The 16,799-nt window shown below is 36.8% G+C and carries 17 protein-coding genes; 11 read left to right on the top strand and 6 right to left on the bottom strand.

Translation table 11 applies throughout. The features are described from left to right. The 10 genes from N8M20_RS01440 to N8M20_RS01395 form a co-directional block, all read left to right on the top strand. On the top strand, positions 1-209 hold a 209-nt coding region (locus tag N8M20_RS01440), incomplete at its 5' end, for a CPBP family glutamic-type intramembrane protease (protein ID WP_261078814.1). 56 nt (positions 210-265) lie between these two features. Further along, positions 266-562 carry a bacteriocin immunity family protein gene (locus tag N8M20_RS01435; protein ID WP_261078813.1) on the top strand — a complete coding sequence of 99 codons (297 nt, stop codon included), beginning with the start codon at positions 266-268 and terminating at the stop codon, positions 560-562. Between the two features lie 131 nt (positions 563-693). Further along, on the top strand, positions 694-1,680 hold the full coding sequence (gene trhO / locus N8M20_RS01430) for an oxygen-dependent tRNA uridine(34) hydroxylase TrhO (RefSeq protein ID WP_020899966.1): 987 nt from the start codon (positions 694-696) through the stop codon (positions 1,678-1,680). 122 nt (positions 1,681-1,802) lie between these two features. Then, the gene (locus N8M20_RS01425) at positions 1,803-2,663 is read left to right on the top strand and encodes a DUF4299 domain-containing protein (RefSeq protein WP_261078812.1); all 861 of its coding nucleotides are present in this window, start codon (positions 1,803-1,805) and stop codon (positions 2,661-2,663) included. A gap of 157 nt (positions 2,664-2,820) precedes the next feature. Beyond that, a complete protein-coding gene (locus tag N8M20_RS01420) occupies positions 2,821-3,744 on the top strand; it encodes a helix-turn-helix domain-containing protein (RefSeq protein ID WP_261078811.1) in 924 nt (307 codons plus the stop codon). A gap of 142 nt (positions 3,745-3,886) precedes the next feature. Then, a complete protein-coding gene (locus tag N8M20_RS01415; protein ID WP_102210269.1) occupies positions 3,887-4,108 on the top strand; it encodes a hypothetical protein in 222 nt (73 codons plus the stop codon). 31 nt (positions 4,109-4,139) lie between these two features. Next, positions 4,140-5,003, top strand: a complete 864-nt coding sequence (locus N8M20_RS01410) for an ATP-binding cassette domain-containing protein (RefSeq protein ID WP_261078810.1) — start codon at positions 4,140-4,142, stop codon at positions 5,001-5,003. Between the two features lie 23 nt (positions 5,004-5,026). After that, on the top strand, positions 5,027-5,719 hold the full coding sequence (locus N8M20_RS01405; RefSeq protein WP_261078809.1) for an ABC transporter permease: 693 nt from the start codon (positions 5,027-5,029) through the stop codon (positions 5,717-5,719). An 8-nt stretch (positions 5,720-5,727) separates the two neighbouring features. Beyond that, complete coding sequence (locus N8M20_RS01400; protein WP_261078808.1) at positions 5,728-6,309, top strand: hypothetical protein; 582 nt, start codon at positions 5,728-5,730, stop codon at positions 6,307-6,309. After that, positions 6,302-8,332, top strand: a complete 2,031-nt coding sequence (locus N8M20_RS01395; RefSeq protein ID WP_261078807.1) for an ATP-binding cassette domain-containing protein — start codon at positions 6,302-6,304, stop codon at positions 8,330-8,332. The genes N8M20_RS01400 and N8M20_RS01395 overlap by 8 nt, the downstream gene beginning before the upstream one ends. A 236-nt stretch (positions 8,333-8,568) precedes the next feature. On the opposite strand, the gene N8M20_RS01390 is transcribed toward N8M20_RS01395, so the two are convergent. From N8M20_RS01390 to N8M20_RS01365, 6 genes are all read right to left on the bottom strand, one after another. After that, positions 8,569-9,633, bottom strand: coding sequence for a DUF6574 domain-containing protein (locus N8M20_RS01390; RefSeq protein WP_261078806.1), 1,065 nt, complete (start codon positions 9,631-9,633; stop codon positions 8,569-8,571). A 62-nt stretch (positions 9,634-9,695) separates the two neighbouring features. Further along, positions 9,696-10,610 carry a DUF4097 domain-containing protein gene (locus N8M20_RS01385; protein ID WP_261078805.1) on the bottom strand — a complete coding sequence of 305 codons (915 nt, stop codon included), beginning with the start codon at positions 10,608-10,610 and terminating at the stop codon, positions 9,696-9,698. Further along, positions 10,603-11,196, bottom strand: coding sequence for a DUF1700 domain-containing protein (locus N8M20_RS01380; RefSeq protein ID WP_049525096.1), 594 nt, complete (start codon positions 11,194-11,196; stop codon positions 10,603-10,605). The genes N8M20_RS01385 and N8M20_RS01380 overlap by 8 nt, the downstream gene beginning before the upstream one ends. Continuing rightward, positions 11,183-11,509, bottom strand: a complete 327-nt coding sequence (locus N8M20_RS01375) for a PadR family transcriptional regulator (protein ID WP_261078804.1) — start codon at positions 11,507-11,509, stop codon at positions 11,183-11,185. Before N8M20_RS01375 ends, N8M20_RS01380 begins: the two co-directional genes overlap by 14 nt. Positions 11,510-11,667: 158 nt before the next feature. Further along, positions 11,668-14,382, bottom strand: a complete 2,715-nt coding sequence (locus tag N8M20_RS01370; protein ID WP_261078803.1) for a DUF2971 domain-containing protein — start codon at positions 14,380-14,382, stop codon at positions 11,668-11,670. A 203-nt stretch (positions 14,383-14,585) separates the two neighbouring features. Next, complete coding sequence (locus tag N8M20_RS01365) at positions 14,586-15,752, bottom strand: CynX/NimT family MFS transporter (protein WP_261078802.1); 1,167 nt, start codon at positions 15,750-15,752, stop codon at positions 14,586-14,588. Between the two features lie 154 nt (positions 15,753-15,906). Between N8M20_RS01365 and N8M20_RS01360 the strand changes: the two genes are divergently transcribed. Continuing rightward, positions 15,907-16,737 (top strand): glycosyltransferase, encoded by an 831-nt coding sequence (locus tag N8M20_RS01360; RefSeq protein ID WP_261078801.1) that lies wholly within the window; start codon positions 15,907-15,909, stop codon positions 16,735-16,737. Positions 16,738-16,799 lie beyond the last annotated feature (62 nt).

The raw sequence follows: 16,799 nt of genomic DNA, 5'->3' as shown, positions 1-16,799 counted from the left end.
TTCTTCCGTCAATTTTATTTGCTCTTCCTCATTTTTCAAGCCTGCCTAGTTTGTTAGATATCTTCGTCTTTGCAACATCTGGCATCATCTTTGCTAGTTTGACCCGCTATACCAAGAGCATTTATCCTTCCTATGCGGTGCATGTGATTAATAATATTTTCGCGACATTACCATTTTTGATGACTTTTTTACATAGGGTATTTGGGTGAAATATTGGTACGAGAGTTAGGAATGATAGCTTTTCAATTTAAGGAGGAAAATAAGAATGACATCATTAAAATGGTTTGCAGGAGGAAGTGAAAGGCGTTGTGAAGCCATGATTATCATAGATCATCTATTGGAAGATATAAAGGATACGCCTCAACTGACTCCTTTGAAAAATCTGTTAGTAAGTTATAAAAGGCGATTAGAGGACGATGGGATCTCTACCCCATTTATATTGAGTCAAATGAATGTTGACCTTGCGCGCATATTGATTGATAACAAGCTAAGTTTGTCAGAAAGTCAATCCGAGCAGAACAAAAAATTGAGAGAATTATCTGCTATTCGCTATGGTTACTGATGAAGTGCAGGGATAAGCACCTTTCTACAATTTCCAGTCAAATAAATTGCATTCGCTTTCTCAAGCAGGTATACTAGTATAGTTAGATGAAAAATTCTGAAAATTTAAGAATAGAAAAGAGAACAAATCTTATGGCAAAAGATATTCGTGTCTTACTTTACTACCTTTACACTCCAATTGAAAATGCAGAGCAATTTGCTGCAGACCACTTGGCTTTCTGTAAATCAATCGGCCTTAAAGGTCGTATCCTAGTTGCTGACGAGGGAATTAACGGAACAGTTTCAGGTGATTACGAAACAACTCAAAAATACATGGACTACGTTCACAGCCTCCCAGGCATGGAAGATCTCTGGTTCAAGATTGACGAAGAAAATGAACAAGCCTTCAAGAAGATGTTTGTTCGCTACAAGAAAGAGATTGTCCACCTTGGTTTGGAAGACAACGACTTTGATAATGACATCAACCCACTTGAAACAACAGGTGCTTACTTATCTCCAAAAGAGTTCAAAGAAGCCCTTCTTGACGAAGATACAGTTGTCCTTGACACACGTAACGATTACGAGTATGATCTAGGACATTTCCGTGGGGCTATCCGCCCAGATATCCGCAACTTCCGTGAGTTGCCACAGTGGGTTCGTGACAACAAAGAAAAATTCATGGACAAGCGTGTCGTGGTTTACTGTACAGGTGGGGTTCGCTGTGAGAAATTCTCAGGCTGGATGGTCCGTGAAGGCTACAAAGATGTCGGCCAATTGCACGGAGGAATCGCAACTTACGGTAAAGACCCAGAAGTTCAAGGCGAGCTTTGGGATGGGAAAATGTACGTCTTTGACGAGCGTATCGCCGTTGATGTTAACCATGTTAACCCAACCATCGTAGGGAAAGACTGGTTTGATGGAACACCATGTGAACGTTATGTCAACTGTGGAAATCCATTCTGTAACCGTCGTATCTTGACATCAGAAGAAAATGAAGACAAGTACCTTCGTGGCTGCTCACACGAATGCCGTGTTCACCCACGTAACCGCTATGTCTCAGAAAATGAATTGACACAAGCAGAAGTTATCGAGCGCCTAGCCGCTATCGGTGAAAGCTTGGATCAAGCAGCTACTGTATAAGATCAAACAGTCCTTAGGGGCTGTTTTTCTATGCTTTTTACTCAAAAATCTAAAGTTTGTTTCTGTATCTTTCAGGAAAATAAGGTATACTATATGTAAACGATTTCAAAAGGAGTCCAGTTATGACGAAAACATTTTTTATTCCAAATAAACAGAGTATTTTAGGAGAACAGGAAATTTTGACTGCCAAGTCCATCTTGGCCTTGGTAGATGGTTTGGAGTCACATAGCTATGATGCCGTCTATCTCCGTCAGCCTCTTAACCGTCTCGAGTATATCGAGTGTGCGATAGTGGGGCAATCACAATTTCTCTTTAAAGTTAGTTATGATGATGGTCAAAAGGCTTATCGTGTCGATCTTCCTGACCTACTCACAAAGACAGACTGGGAGATTATCAAATCATTTTTAGATGCCCTGCTTGCTTACACAGGAACTGAGATTGACGGGCTAGATGGTTTTGACTTTGAAGCTTATTTCCAAGCAAGTATTCAAACTCATATTGCAGACACTGCGGCTCGTTTTACGATTTGCCAAGGAATTTTTAATCCTGTTTTCTTTAGTCATGAGGATTTGAAAAGCTTTTTAGAGGAAGACGGCTTAGCTCAGTTTGAAGCGCGTGTGCGTGCGGTTCAAGAGACAGATGCATACTTTGCAAGAGTTTCCTTCTATCAGGATGGAGAAGGGCAAGTGCATGGCGTTTACCATCTGGCGCAAGGAGTCAAGACAGTGTTACCGAGAGAACCATTTGTTCCTGCAGCCTATATTGAGCAATTGCTGGATAAGGAAGTCCAGTGGGAAATTGACTTGGTTCAAATCACAGGAGAGGGCTCTAAACCAGAAGATTATGAAGCCATTGCCCGCTTGGACTATGCAAAATTTCTAGAGGTATTACCATCAGCATCTTACCACCAACTAGATGCCAATCAATTAGAAATCCAACCCATCTTAGACAAAGATTTTAAAACATTAGCACAAGAAAAGTAAAGCAGAAGCAGGTCAATTGCTATTTAGCGTGCGAAATATGGTTTAGTCTTGTTAAGTTTTGTAATATAAAATTTTAAGAATTGCTTAGTTCAATAAAAAACAGCATAATATAAAAAATATAATATTATTCGGTAACTAATTATCAGGAGATTTTAAGATGGATATCAAGAAGGAAGTAGGTAAAAGAATCCGAATGTTGCGAGAGATGAAACATATCACTCGTGAAACTCTTTGTGATGATGAAACTGAGATAACGGTGCGCCAATTAGCACGGATTGAATCAGGCCAGTCTTCCCCGAGTTTATCCAAGGTAGAGTATATAGCTTACAAACTAGGCTGTTCAATTTCACATATAGTAGATATGGATCATATGATTTTACCCTCCGAGTACTTGATATTAAAGGATAAACTCATTAAGTTTCAAACTTATGGAGATGATGATAGAATCCAAGTTAAGGAAGAGTTGTTTGAAAGAGTTTACGAACACTATTATGACAGTCTACCTGAGGATGAGCAGATTGCAGTTAGTGCCTTACAAGCTAGTTTTGATGTCTTTGTAAGTGAAGATGCAGGTTTTGGCGATGCTTTGCTGGATGAATATTTTGAACAAGTAAAGATAAGGAAAAACTATTCGGTGAATGATTTGCTTCTTATAAAATTGTACTTTGTTTCGTGTTTAGCAAGACCGATGGGGTATAATCATGAACTGTTTTGGATGCTTTCTAAAAAACTTATAAGAGAAACAAATTCATCAGATTTAGAGACAGCTTATATGTTAAAGAGAACAGTGCTTGATTCTTTAGCTGTTCAATGGATGGAAAAATCTTACTCCACTTTTGAGCCTTATGTTAAGGCGATGAACAGGCTGATGATTTTATCGCAGGATTTTCAAAACAAGCCAATTGTTGATATGCTTGAAGCTATGTGTACCTTATTTCATAAACAGGATAAGGAAAAAGCCATCCGCTTATACGATAGAGCTATTATTTGTGCTCAAGCATTTGGGGACTCAGTATTAGAAGCGCGTATATTGGGAGAAAAAGAAAAAGATATAAAAACTTTTGAGGAAATGGAGAGCTAACATGACATTTTTGTCATGTTTTTTTATTTTTGAAAGCGCTATACTTTAATCATAAAGAACAAGAGATAAGGAGGAAAGAAAAATGTTTGGATTTGAAGTATTCTTAAGTCTTAGTTTTTGGTTTTATGGATAGGAGATGGAAATGGAAGATTTTAGTATCTCGCTAGAGACGTTTACACAAACTCGCCACAGTTTGCTGTTTCGAAATAACACGGCGGAGCAAAAGTTGGTACAAATAGAGTTGAATAAGGAACCATTCCGTTTAGCTATTTTAGATGCAGGCGAAGAGCGAATTGTAATTCTGCCTGAGGAAATTACAGATGTTAAGAATTTTGGGATTTCAGAGGTGGAGGATAATTCATGAAAGCAAAGGATATAATGAACGGAGAGAAACTATGAATCGTGTGATTTTAAGTCTTAAAAATATTGATAAAACATATGGGAAAGAACAGGTTCTACATAATATTTCCTTTGATATTGAGCAAGGGGAAATATGTGGTCTTATCGGAGAGAATGGTGCTGGAAAGACAACATTAATGAGAATTCTCCTAGGACTAATTCAATCTGATAAGGGAGAAATCGAGAGTGTTTCGCAGCATAAGATTGGCAGTATTATCGAATCACCTGCCCTTTATCCAAACTTGACTGGACGTCAACACTTGCAATATTATAAAACAAGATTTGGTTTAAAGACAGATATCATAAAAATGTTGGAATTGGTTCGCCTACCCCAAACATCATGGGATCGAAAAGTAAAAAACTATTCCCTTGGAATGAAGCAAAGACTATCGATAGCAATTGCTCTTTTGGATAATCCAGAGCTTATTATCTTAGATGAACCAGTGAATGGTTTAGATCCTCAAGGGATTTCAGATTTAAGAAAAATGATTTTGAATTTAAGGGATCAGTTGGGAGTTACCTTTTTGATTTCAAGCCATATCCTATCGGAGTTGGAGTTTATAACAGATAAGTATATCATTATGAAAAAGGGGAAAATTCTAAATGTGATGAGTTCAAAAGAGCTAGCAAATGATTTGTCGGAAAAGCTCTTTCTTAAGACGAGTGCTAATCAGATTCTAAAAACGTTTTTAAAAGAAGAGGGAATTGTTCATTTTGAGCAGGAGGACTATCTGGTTGTGCTAGAAAAGGAAAAATTAATGGCTATCTTGGAATATAGTGTCGTGTCAAATCTAGTGATACAGGATATTTATATTAAGAAAGAACGCTTTGAGGACTACTATTTGCATAATATTATCTGATGATTTAAGAAAGGAGGAGAGTCATGAATTCTCTTAAAGCAGATATGTATAAATTTTACTGGGAAAAAAGAGGAGTACTTCCTAGTTTGTTGATAGGATTATTGATTTTGTTATTCTCCTTATTTTTTAAGTCATCGAATGGAGATGAACCAGAATTTCGAGTATTGATTTCAAATGTAAGTGGTTTTATTCCTTTGCTTTTCATCTCTACTAATTTATTTTTCTGGGGGGAAGATTATAGTTTTCGTACGATTAATATTCTACTCACAAAAGAAAACCAACGATGGAAGTTATTTTTATATAAAACTTTGGGAGCCTTTTGTTTGTCTTTCCTATATGTAACTATTTTTTATGGTTTAACAGCTCTTGTCTATTTGGAGGGAGACTTGGTGTTGATTGTTTCGACATTTTTACATCAATTACCATACTATTTGGTTATTATCAGTATCTCATTATTAATTTTTCAAATATTTGATAAGGTTTATGAATCATGTATGATTTATATACTCTATATTTTACTGTTTGATAACCTATTGGTTTATGTCCTTCCAAACTCTGGTGAGAGTGTGAGAGACTATTTACTTATGACTTTAAATTTGAAAGCTTCCCCTGGAGTAAGTCAATTTACCCTTACGAATGTAGGCTATCCTATATTGGTAAGTATAGCAGTGATTGTACTTGCGTTTGTTGTATTCAGTAAAAAAGAATTTAAGTAGGAGTACTAATGATGAAAAAAATAGGAATTGTAATTGGGCTGTTGTTACTGTTTGTAGTGGCTGGAATTTTATTAACCTTAAAACGAGGAGAGACGACAATCAGTGTGAAACAATCATGGGCTCTTTCTTCTAAAAGTATTAAAACGTTAGAGTTTTATGGTTCAAAGCAAGCAATTGATGTTAAAGTTGTCAAGAGTGAATCAGATGAAACAAGTGTTCAAATAGAAGGAAAAGTTTCCGAAGAATCAGTGAATAACATAACTAAAAACGTTAAAATGAGTTCAGATAGTCTATATCTACCATTTTCGCAACATGGCTTTAATTTGGCTTTGAGTTCACAAGGGAAAGACAAGTTATATGTAACCATTTCCTTAGGGAAAAATGCAACTTTCGAAAAAATTTTTGTAGATACTCTTGTTGGCGATGTATCTATTACAGTTCCTAAAGATTTTGATGGAATCTATACTTTGCATACAAATAATACAGGAGAAGTTTTAAAGGTTCCTACGACAAATCAAACTTCGAATAGCGTCATTGAAGTTGATGGTTATAGTAAGATAAGTGTTGAAAAAGGAGAAAATAATGGTTAGTCACTATAAACAAGCAACTTTGCTGGATTGTGGAATGGCTTGTGTAAAGACAATCATTTCTTACTATTTCCCAAAATTAGAACATTTAGATAGTCTACAATTTGATAACAATAACCACCAAGGACTGTCTTTGTTTGATATAGAAGATATACTAAAAAGCTATGGTATTGATGCGGATTCTTATCAAATTGAGACTCCTAGTTTGTTAAACAACGTATCATTTCCTTATTTACTGGTAGTAGAAAGAGCTAGCTTGCCTCATTATATCGTCGTGTTGGATGGAGACAGTAGTTCATTGATTGTTTCTGATCCTGCAAATGAGGAAATTGAGAAAATTTCAAGATTAGAACTTTTTAGTCAGAGTGTAGGAATTGTTTTAATTCCTCAAAAGAATGAGAATGTTAATTCAGAAGATAGAAAAGATATTGTTACGATAAGCTATGCAGATAAGTTATATCATAGATTTCTAGCTTCACTTGGTTGGAAGAGAAAATTGGCAATCTTTTTCTTGGGATTAGCTAAAATTAGTTTACCTATTGCTATTGCTTTTTTACTACAAATAACAATGTCTGGTCTACTTAACATTCAGTTTAGTATTCAACTATTTACCCTAGCTTCAATAATATTAGCTTCATATTTGTATTGGCAGTTCTCTATATTAGAAACGAGATTAAAAGGAAAGATTGAGAATAATTTTTTAAATGATATTCTGTCCTCTTTTTATAAGAACCAATTAAATGATTTTTCTTTAACTAAAAATTATGAGTATGTGAGTAGTTATTTTTGGAATTTATTGTTATCAGCAACAGGTATTATGCAAAAATTTTACTTAAAGGTACAGCTTTTAGTGTTTTGTTTGCTACTGTTATTGCTATTAAAATTGAATATTATTATTTTCGCAGTTACATGCGTATCTATAGCTATTCTTGGTTTATATGTCAATTTTGAAATACGAAAAGTTGTAAAAAATCAGCGAGAATTTATTGCTAATAGTTCTAACTTTAGTTCTCTGGTAGAAAATACAATTTATGGTTTGCAAGATATTATAAGTTTCCAAAAATCTAGCGACTTCATCAAAGAATTTGATGAAAGACTCAATGAACTATTGGGAACGAAACTAGATAGTACACATATTACCAATAGATTATTAGCTTCTACGCAGATATTTATTGGTTTAACTGGTTCATTTTTGCTTGCTACTGTAAATATTATTAGAGATTACGCACATATATCTGAGTATACAAATAGTATTTTGATTTTATTACTGTTATCCAGCATTTTAAATTCTTTAATTACATCTTGGGTAGCATTGAAAAAAAGTCAATATTCCTTTGAGTTTATTGGACTAGAGGAAGTAGGGATGGAAAGTAATCTTGCTACCATTCCAGTATCTAAAATTGAACAATTGTCATGCCGGAATTTATGTAAAAAATGGGATGAAAGATTGGTGTTTAATAAATTAAATTTCGAGTTTAATAGTGGTGAATTAACCATTATTACAGGCGGTAATGGAACTGGGAAATCATCCCTTTTGAATATTATTCAGGGATTATCTTCTCCAACAGAGGGTGATATTGTACTGAATGGAATGGAAAGTTTTTCTACTTTAGAGGAGACTAATATTTTGGATTATTTAAGCGTGTATTCATCTGAATTTCATGTATTCCCTGGAAGTGTTTCAAAAAATATTAATTTCACCCTATTTAATAAGGAAAACTATGAATCAAATAATCTTGATAGTCTGAATCTCAATATAGCTCTAAGTCATCAGATTGATGGGAAAGCCACAAATATTTCGCAAGGTCAGAAACAAAAAATTCTACTCATGAGGAGTTTATCGCAAGAAAAGGATATATATTTATTCGATGAGCCTACAGGAAATTTGGACAGAAATTCAACGGAATTATTTCTAAATGAGGTTGAGAAATTAGTGAACGAGGAAAAGATTGTTATTGTCGTGACTCATGATAAGGATGTTATTGCTAGAGCAAGCAAAGTTATTAATATGGATGAATTTCATTAAAAGTTAAAAAATGGAGATTGGTGGTTTCTAATCTTAATTTTACATATAACTAGTTTGCATATTATTTGGAATAACAAACTTCATAGCAACGTTATCATACTACTAAACTATAGAAATCCAACCCATCTTAGACAAAGATTTTAAAACATTAGCACAAGAAAAGTAAAGCAGAAGCAGGTCAATTGACTTGCTTTTTGATATATAAAAAATCCTGCCATGAAAGACAGGATTAAAGTTTAAAGAAAGGCCAAGATACGAAGATAATCCCCAATCAGTGCTACTTCAGCTACAAAGAAGAGGAGGATAATGACTCCGTTCACAAGGACAGACAAGAATAATTGATAGAAGGAGTCTGTTTCACTTGTTTGACTTGGTCTTGTAATGATATGGAGACTAGCAAGCAGAATGATTCCAATGCTAATCACACACAAAAGGGCTGAAAATCGTAGGCTGTCAAAGAAGGCAAAGAAACTAGCAATGGCAGTGAGGAAGATTGGAATTGCCAAGAGTTGACTATATTGTTGGAGAACCTTTTCTAGCGTCCAGTCCTTTTCTTGGTAGATAAATCGTCTCACGACGAAACTACCCAAGAGGAATGAAAAGAAGAAGAGTGTTGTCGCTACTAGGATAGAGATAATCGAAAAGAGAGTTAATGAAGCAAATTGTTCAGGGAAGTGGCTGTTTATAGTTGCTATATGTCCATAGTAAGCATGTTTGATGTGGTAGATACTAAAGAAAAAGGAAGATGCAGAACACAGAATGAGCAAGAGAAAGGCTGTGTAGCTGTGTGTGCTACTTGTTTCAAGCTTGCTTGTAGGAGATTTGAGAGCCTCCACTAGCCAAGACCAAAAATCAAGCACTTGCTCTTTCCATTTATCCGTAGATTTTGGAGCTTGGTCGGGAATATAAGGACTTTCTAAGGATTTACTGAGAAGAAGGGGCTCTTTCGTAGTTGTTTTTTGCTGAGGAAGTGCTTCTTGACTCTCTTCAGCTATAGTGACTTTTTCTGTTTCTTTAGAAAGGTCTTGCTCTTCCTCAGTAGAATCTAATGCTTTCTTTTCTTCTATTTCTGTTCTCGCTTCACTGTCTTCAGGCGTTTCAATTTTCTCTTCTTGCTGGCTTTCAAGTTCGACTTCAGCTTGAGAGACTTCCTCCTCTACTTGAGTATTTTTTTCAATTGGTGTATCGAGATCGGCTATCGTTTCTTCAGCCTTGTCTGCAACATCTTGAGCTTGCTCTTTAGGCTTGTTCTTGCTTGTTGTTTTTACAAAATCATTACTTTCAAACCATTCTTGTTTCATGGTAGAACCTCCTTTTTAGTTAGATAAATATGCTTCCATAGTAGCAGATGTAAGCGCTTTTGTCAACGTCTGTTTGGTGTGGATATTAGTTCAATATCATCATCAGATCTCGCAATGAGTTGATCCTTGACATCGGTTTTTTCAGTTTTGTAAGGGTTGCTTAATTCCGTGCCTCTTGATTCAGGCTTTTCTCTTGTGAATTGGTGGATAGAACCATAGTTGCTTGAGATGTCCCAGTTAATTCGTTGGCTCTCTTTCTGGTCTAGGATGATTCTGAGATAATATTTGGCAGTCAGTTCAACCCTACCATGGACTTGGATATTTTCAGCGTGGAAGTGATGTTCTGTTGACTCTAGCTGACTATCTGTAAGGTCTGTATCAAAGATATTAATGATATTAGGGGTTGTGACTTTACTGTTTTTGATACGACTTCCTTCAATTCGGAGGAGATAGGCATTATTGGTATTGAGGGTCGCATTTTCAAGGCTGGCATTGGTGATACTGGTTTGACCGCGATTTGCTGAGATGTTGATTCCTTTTAGAGTTCTCCCTTTTGGCAATTGGAGAATAACTTCTTCAAAACGACGAGAGTAGCTGCTTGCGATATGGAGAATCCCGCCAATTCCAGAAGAGAGAAATGGAGTTTCAGACAGTTTCTTATCAGTGAGGCTCAGCGTTTTATCGTTTTGATTTGTGATAAGATCATGGTGAGCAGAAATAGATGGATGGTAAGAAATGTGGATTTGATCATCGAAAGAGTCTGTGATGGTCAGTGCGTGTTGATGGAGAGTAATCTCTAGGTTTTCGACTTCCTTGCCAAAGGTCAACTCTTCCATCCGACTATCATAGACAGGTTCCTTGGACATGGCAAGCAGACTCTTAATCCCGTCAGCTTGGATCCCTACAAAGAGAAGGATAAAGCCGATAATGGTAGTCACCACACCAAAAATGAGAAATCCTTTTGTCAATTTACGCATGCTGGTCACCTCTCTTTCCTTTTTTGAGAACAAATTGCACCAGGCGAACAATGAGTAGGCCGAAGAAGCGGGCTACATAGGAAATACCTAGTAAGACTAGTGAAGAAGCACCGATAGCCAGTAAACCAGCACCAAAAATCAAGATAAAGGCTGATTTAGCTTGGGCTAAGACAGTGAAACTTTCAACTAAAAATAGGAATCCGCCGATGATACCAAGTATGGAAACCGCAAAGAAAGCTAGAATGACAGTCAAGGCTGCCACAAAGATTGCGAACAGGGACACGAGGATGGCGATTCCCAGAGGAATACCGATGGGTGCTGCAAGGAGAGCTAACAAGGCGATATGCAAAATTTGTCGGTTATTTTTTTGAGCGGGTGCTTCATTGATTTTTTTATCGAGGAGATTAGAGAGAACTTCGTGAGCTGCTTCTTTGGGAGTTCCTAAGCTAGCGATGAGTTCTTCCTCTCCTTCGACTCCAGCATCGTCAAAGAGTTCCCTGAAATAGTCCATGGCTTCAATTTGGTCAGCCTGAGGCAGTTTTTTGAGATAGAGTTCTAGCTGAGTCAGGTATTCAGTTCTTGTCATGGCGGATACTCCCTTCTATGATGCCATTGATGGTGTCTGTATAGAGTGTCCATTCATCTTTTAGGGTCAAGAGCTGCTCTACACCACCGTTTGTCAAGGAGTAGTATTTACGCATGCGACCTTGGAACTCTCTAGAATAGGTTGTCAGAAAGCTATTGCCCTCCAATTTTTTTAGGATAGGATAGAGTGTGGATTCTTTGATATTAGCGATGAGCTTAATGGTTTGGCTAATCTCATAACCATAAGAATCCCCTTTTTCCAGTACGGCCAAGATGAGAAATTCAATCAAGGCAGAGGATGTTGGAAAGTACATGGGAAACCTCCTTGTCTAATGTGTAAGATTTTTATATATAATTTTTCTACACATACATTGTACATCTAAAAGAAAGCCCTGTCAAGAGAAATGTGTAAAATTTTTATATATAAAAAACTTCTAGGAAAAACTAGAAGTTTAGAGGATTTTATCTGTCTTTATCTAAATTTTATCGTAGATTTTTTATAATCAATATTTTCATCCAATAGTTTTAGTAAAGGAGTTACATACTCAGGATTCGGAAACTTAGGACCGAAAATGACTTCACCGATTTGAATTGAATTTTTTCGTTCTATATAAAGTTTACCTACTCCAGAGGTTTTGTCAATTTTGATTTCCTTATTACTTGGGTCTAGATTAGCATAGCGTAAGATACGAAGTTCGTTTTCATATTTGTAATCGACAGATTTAAATAAGTAGCGAATTTCTTCGATACATTCAGAGATGGCATCTTGATAATTCTTCTCCGTGATTTTTGAACCGATATCTAGTTTTTCTTTTAAACTATTCAACAATTTTTCTAATTCTTCTATTTCCGACTTCTCAAATAGTTCAGTTCGTTCTAGTTTTAAATTTTCCTCTGTATGCCTAACATAGGCAATTCGGTAGAGATAATCACTATTCCTTTTTGAATCACTATCTTTTTCTACAGAATTCGGTTCAGTTCCTTCATCATTAACAGTATCGACTGAATTTTCACTTTCACTCCGAAAGATAGATTTTTCAAAACCACTATTTAATTCAGATTTCAGTAAATACATCTTATCAGAGAATTCTAAAAAGTTTTTTTCTTGACGCCAAGAAACATCATTGAAGGAAGTAAATCTAGAAAAATCATCTTCTCGAAGTACCAGACAAACACCTTTGGCATCATCACCATACTGGGACCACATGGCCAAATCATCCGTTTTGTTTGTAAAACTCATTAAAAACCATGAGCTTGGTTCCAAAATATCTCGTCTATCTAAGCCCAATATCTGTTCTATGACGATTCCTTCTTCAGGATCATTCATATAATTAGCATTATATAAGCGAGTTTTTCCAGATACTGAAAAATCCTTCTTATCATTCCCCTCTTGATTTAACATAATTTGGAGAGTGCTTCCCTTGGTGTAGTGGCCGAATTTAAGCATCTGATTTTTATCTTCGTCTTTTAGTCCCAGTTGATACTTAATTTTTTGAACAAGTTGATAAATTGATAGCAAGTTCTTTAGTTCACTCGAGTTTTCTTTATAACGCTCTGCCCATGTTTGTAAAATAGCATATTTAGTATTCTTTAAAAGACCTTCTTTTAGGATAAAGTTGAATAGCTTGTACTCCTCTCTATAACAAACATTATCATCACGAAAAAATAGATCATCAAAATTTTGTAACATAAATTTGGAGAACTGTTCATAGAGTTTTTTAATTGTTTCTTTGGTTTGAAGACGTTCACCTAACTCCGTTTGATGATTGGATAAACTTGCTAAAAACATACCATATATAAAAGCAATTTCTTCAGACTCTTGGAATTGTTGTTGCAAGCCTTTTACTTTCTCAGCAGTAGTCTCCAGCTCTGCCACACCAGTCTGGTTGGTTGATACATTGAACAGAATCATGGCATACTTCAAAGCTATATCGTGTGAATCCAGGAATTGTTCCTGGATTTCTTGCAATTTTTCAGCAGTAATCTCCCGATCTTCAACTTCGGTTTGTTTAGCTGATAAATTGACCAAAAATGAAGAGAAGATTTCCGCTATATCATGTGAATTAGAGAACTGCGTGAGTAATTCCTGTAATTTTTCAGCAGTAGAGTTTAGTTTGTTGATTTCAGTATACTCGATTGATAAATTGAACAACATTCTAGCAACTGCTACTGCTATATTATGTGAATTCGGGAACTGTTTGAGTATCTCCTGTAAATTCTCAGCAGTAACCTCCCGATCTTCGGCTTCAGTCTGCTTGACTGATAAGTTGACCAAGAACATAGAAAATGCTTCTGCTATATTATGTGAATCTGGGAACTGTTTAAGTAGTTCCTGTAATTTCTCAGTAGTGGCCTTCAGTTCGTTGATTTCAATCTGCTTGATTGATAAATTGAACAAAATCTGAGCATATTGTAAAGCTATATCAGGGGAATCATGGAATTGTTGTTGCAATTCCTGTACTTTCTCAGCAGTATCTTTTAGTTCGCTGATTTCAATCTGTTGGGTTGATAAATTGACCAAAATCATGGCATACGGTAAAGCTATATTAGGGGAATCATGAAATTGTTGTTGCAAAACTTGTACTTTCTTAACAGTAGTTTCTAGCTCGTTCAATTCAGTCTGCTTACTTGATAAATTGATCAAAATCTTAGCATAACGTAAAGCTATATCGTGTGAATCATGGAATTGATGTTGCAGGCCTTGTACTTTCTCAGCAGTAGCCTCCAGTTCTTTCAATACAGTCTGCTGGGTGGATAAATTGAATAAAATAATAGCGTACTGCAAAGCTATATCGTGTGAATCTTGGAATTGATGTTGCAGGCCTTGTACTTTCTCAACAGTCGCCTCCAGTTCCTTCAACACAGTCTGCTGGGTGGATAAATTGACTAAAATCTTAGCATACTGTAAAGCAATATCCTTAGAATCAGGAAATTCTTTATATAAAGTTAGTATCTTTTCGATGGTAAATACTAGGTCCTTTTCGGTAGTTTGCATAGCTGATAGCTTCACCAAAACTCTAGCACATGCCTCTGCAAGTTTTTCAGATTCTGGGAAATTCTCCTGCAATGCTTTAAGCTTTTCAGTAATAAGTGTAAAATTAGGGGAGTCTGTTTCTTTAGTTTCGACATCAATGAGCTTATCTAACTCTGCTAAACTTTGATACAAATTGTATTTCTGTTCATCCATTCTGTGTACCTCGTTTAAAATAGTAGTCATCTTATAAACTAATGTATTTTTCGTATGACAATTAGTGTCTATACATTTTATTATATCAAAAATGTCATCTTTCTACTAACAGATGGATAGTACTTTTTGTTAGTGTAAGCACCAAAAAAGCTAGACTTTGTCTAGCTTTGCATTATTTATAGCTGTGATGGATTTTAGAAAAATTAAAGGATTTTATCGGCTCTGTCCACTGTAAAGAGGGCCACAGTCATCAGGATATCGACGAGCAAGAGGGCAGCTACAGCTGGCACCCAAGAATGGAACAGGTCAAAACTGTAACCAAAGAGAGTCGGTCCAAAGGCTGCCAGGATATAGCCTCCTGTTTGAGATAGACCGGACAATTGGGCTGTCTTTTCAGGGGCGCTTGTCTTGAGTGAAAAGTTGACCATGAGATAGGGGAAGAGGGCGCTGGTTGCGGTTCCGATGAGGAGATGGATGGTAAGCCAGTAAAAGAAATTACCGACTGGGAAAAAGAGCATGGAAATGCCGACAACACCAGCCAGTGAGACCAGAGTAAGCATGAGCTGACGGTTGCGAGTAGATAAGCTGGTTGTCAGGCTTGGGATGGTCATTGAAAAAGGAATGCTAATCAGAGAGAAGATAGAAGTCAGCAATCCAGCTTCGTGACTGGATAGGCCTGCATGGATGGCCATGGTAGGTAGCCAGGTCATAGCGGTGTAAAAGAGCAAGGATTGAAAACCTGCAAAGACAATCACTGCCCAGACCTGTTTATTATGCATGACCTTTGCTTTGCTTTTTTGTTTGGTTTGTGGAGCCAGTCTGTGATTATAGCGGTGATTAGGCAGCCAGACCAAAAAAGTTGCTAGACAGAGTAGGGTGAGGAGGATGATAAGTCCTTTCCAAGAACTGGCTTGTGTAATAGGCACGGCTAGATAGGAAGCCAGAGCCGTTGCAATCCCCATAGAAGTTACATATAAGGTTGTCAGAAATCCAATCTTCTTTGGTTGATTGGCTTGGATGAGACTAGGAAGCAGAACATTGATGACTGCGATACTTGCCCCAACCATCAAGGTTCCTAGATAGAGCAGGGGCAGATTGATTAGTCGAATGAGAGAACCGATGGTCAAGAAGAAAAGGCTGTAAGTGAAGAGATGCTCCAAGCCGATTTTTTGAGCCAGTCGGGTAGAAAAGAGCGAGAAGAGGGTAAACATGAGGAGAGGAAGGCTGGTCAAGACACCAAGCGAACTAACTTCTACTCCCAACCCTTGCGAAATATCTCCCAAAATAATGGGTAAAACAGTAAAAGGAGTCCGCAAGGAAACACCAATCAGGATAATACCTGGAACAAAAAAGAGTGATTGCTTTTTCATATAATACCTCTTCTAGCTGATTTTAATAACAGCTTATTTTAAGGCTTTTTCACTATAATGTCAAGTAAGGTTTCTGGCTTTCAAGATAAAAATGGGAAAGTCTTGAAAATTATGATAAAATAGTGGAAGGAAATCTATACATTGGAGAAAAACTGTGTCTGAAAAGCAAAAAATCAGCGTATTGATGTCGGTCTATATCAAGGAAAATCCGACATTTTTAAAGGATGCTATTGAGAGTGTTCAAAATCAGACCCTGAAACCGAGCGAATTGGTTCTGGTTGAGGATGGGCCTTTGACACCTGAGCTCTATCAGGTATTAGACCAGCTTGAAGCTGAGTCTGATATTCCAGTGAAACGCTATCCTCTTGAGCAGAATCAAGGTTTGGGTCTGGCTCTTCGACAGGGTGTTTTGCAGTGTCAGTATGATATCATCGCTCGTATGGATACAGATGATATAGCTGTTCCAGATCGTTTTGAAAAACAGGTTCAGCTAATGGAGAAGGACAAGCTCGACCTATTAGGTGGACATATTGCAGAGTTTATTGATAATCCTGATGAGATTGTTTCTTACCGTCGTGTTCCGACTCAACATGCAGATATTGTGGCTTATCAAAGGATGAGAAGTGCCTTTAACCACATGACTGTCATGTTCAAGAAGGACATGGTTCTCAAGGCAGGCAACTATGAGGATGGACTTTATATGGAAGATGACCTCCTCTGGCTCAATATGATTGCTGCAGGAGCCAAGACTGGAAATCTGGATCAAATCTTGTGTCAGGTTCGTGTCGGAGCAGGGATGTTTGAGCGTCGTGGGGGACTGCGTTACCTCAAACTCTATCGTCAAGCTCGTCAGCGCATGCTGAAGAGAGGGCAAATTTCTTACATGGAGTATGCCAAGAGTGTTGCCATTCAGATGGTTGTTGCTCTTTGTCCAGGATTTGTCAGACAGTTTATTTTTATGAAACTGTTACGAAAAAGCAATTAAAAGATTGTAGTAAATCGTAAACTGGATAAAAAGTGTTATAATAACAATATAAATATCCAGCT

The sequence above is a fragment of the Streptococcus mitis genome, assembly GCF_946190275.1.
GTDB classification, from domain to species: domain Bacteria; phylum Bacillota; class Bacilli; order Lactobacillales; family Streptococcaceae; genus Streptococcus; species Streptococcus mitis_DC.
This window is presented reverse-complemented; position numbering and strand designations above follow the sequence as displayed.